At 55.4% G+C, this 249-nt stretch carries 1 protein-coding gene; it reads right to left on the reverse strand.

Annotated features, from left to right (window positions below; translation table 11 throughout):
* Window positions 1-29: 29 nt before the first annotated feature.
* Window positions 30-221, reverse strand: coding sequence for a HigA family addiction module antitoxin (locus ACT3XD_RS19780; RefSeq protein WP_192539996.1), 192 nt, complete (start codon window positions 219-221; stop codon window positions 30-32).
* Window positions 222-249 lie beyond the last annotated feature (28 nt).

Here is a 249-nt window from a genome sequence, read left to right on the forward strand (position 1 = left end):
CGCTTGAGAAGATGTGGTTAGTGGCGCGTTTACAAGACCGTCGCTAGCATGATGGCGGTTTCAGCCGTCAATGCTCGCTTGTTATTGCAGAGTTCGTTGACCAGGCGGGGCGCCGTACCCATCTGACGAGCAAGCGCCGATTGGGTAAGCTCCAGCGGCTCAAGGAATTCAAGTGTTAGCATCTCACCAACAGTGGTGGGCTTCGGCTCTGTCATCATCATGGCGTCACCTATAGGTGTGCGGGTCTAG

Origin of the sequence: Halomonas sp. AOP7-B1-5, assembly GCF_052353045.1 — a bacterium.
GTDB lineage: Bacteria > Pseudomonadota > Gammaproteobacteria > Pseudomonadales > Halomonadaceae > Vreelandella > Vreelandella colorata.

Bases quoted from the DNA above. Each gene is read 5' to 3' on its own strand.
- ACT3XD_RS19780 (WP_192539996.1), bottom strand. From the start codon at position 221: ATGATGATGACAGAGCCGAAGCCCACCACTGTTGGTGAGATGCTAACA.